General features: G+C 59.5%; 1 protein-coding gene and 1 pseudogene. Both read right to left on the bottom strand.

All coding sequences use genetic code 11. The features are described 5' to 3' along the window. Positions 1-137: 137 nt before the first annotated feature. Positions 138-869 carry a YcbK family protein gene (locus tag AB4043_RS25450; RefSeq protein ID WP_442302121.1) on the bottom strand — a complete coding sequence of 244 codons (732 nt, stop codon included), beginning with the start codon at positions 867-869 and terminating at the stop codon, positions 138-140. 324 nt (positions 870-1,193) lie between these two features. Continuing rightward, positions 1,194-1,426, bottom strand: a pseudogene (locus tag AB4043_RS25445) (hypothetical protein); the annotation flags it as partial.

Genomic DNA, 1,426 nt, shown 5'->3' with positions numbered 1-1,426 from the left:
GGCTGGTATAGAACGCGCCTTCAGCGCTTATCTTGCCTGGGTGCCCCACCCTCGCAACGCTAGGGTGGGCAAGGAGATACCCGAAACTCACGCTCGAGTTACCTGGTGCTCTGTTGAGCGTGGGAATTCTCTGGTAGCTACGAGCGCTTTGTTTTGCGGGTGCGTTTGTGGTGGGCGTGCGCAGTGTAGGTCCACTGGCGCGTGGGGCCCACGTCGACGTGCACGAACTGGGAGCGGGGGTAGTAGCCAACGCCACCGGCTTCGAGCGACAGCGCTGCATCACGGAGCTGCTTTGCGGAGACACCGGAGACGCGAAGGTCGATCGCCTTAGCTTCGATGTGCTGCGAGTGCTCGGCGGCGTTGGTGGTGCCGCTGGCGCGCAGTGCGTCGTTGGTCTCTTTCGAGCGGTAGCCGGAGAGGATGTCGATGACGCCATCGGGCTTGTTCAGCTTGGCCAGCATGGTGTGCAGCACGTCGAAGGTGCGCGGATCGATGGGCGTGACCTGCTGATTGTGGCTGTCGCACAGGAAGTGGTTCAGCTGGTCGAGCGCCTCGGGAATGTAGGTGTCGCCGATGCGATAGACCACGTTGATCATCTCGCCGGTATAGGGATGGGCGAGCTTCAACTCATACTTCTGGCCGTCAGTGGGAACATTGTCTTCTTCGTCCGGAAGAAGGCCGACTCCCGGCAGGGCCACATTGGCAAAGGCGTGGGCCAGGGCATGAAGGCGCGGATGCCGGTGGGATGACGACGCCTTGCCTGCGTTTGCAAATGGAGTCGAGATGCCCAGAAGGGTGATGGCGGCGAGGGCTGTCAGTTTGCGAGCCGAGACGAGGAACTGAAGAGGCGCAGGCATGTACAGGGGCAAATTAACTGATCTCCAACTGTAGGTTGCGCGGTACTGAGTCGGAAGCCAGGGACTCAGAGACCCAAATGCGGCTTGCCAATCGTCATTCGCTGTCGTCAATTGTAATTGCCAGGAGGGGTGTGTCCAGAGGGGAAGCGGGGGAAAAGTTCGGAGTGTGGAAAAAGGGTTCCGAATGAGGGGCTCTTTCGCCCAACGAAACAAGTTCGTTGGGGACCCAGTACGCTTCGAAATGACAAACAAAAAGCGGTTCGAGCTTCGCTCGAATGCCCACATAAGCTTCGCGTATGTGGGGCACCCGGTGCATGGGTAATTTCAGATTGTGCGCTAGTACTGGATGATGTGTGGGGTTGGGTAGGTCAAGGTGCCGTCGCTGCGTTGGACCCAGAGGAAGAGGCGCTTCTTGCCGTTGATGGTCGAGCCGACGATGGTGCCCGATCCCCAGAAGCCTTCTCCATCGGTGCGCGAGATGTCGACGTGATGGCTATGGATTTCGCCCACGGGTGAGAACTGCGTCCAGTCTTCGGTGAACCGCTTCACGGGATAGCCGGTGTACTTGC

Origin of the sequence: Terriglobus sp. YAF25 (genome assembly GCF_052113305.1) — a bacterium.
In the GTDB taxonomy this organism is placed as follows: domain Bacteria; phylum Acidobacteriota; class Terriglobia; order Terriglobales; family Acidobacteriaceae; genus Terriglobus.
Note: the sequence above shows the minus strand (reverse complement) of the source record. Positions and strands in the feature narration are given on the sequence as shown.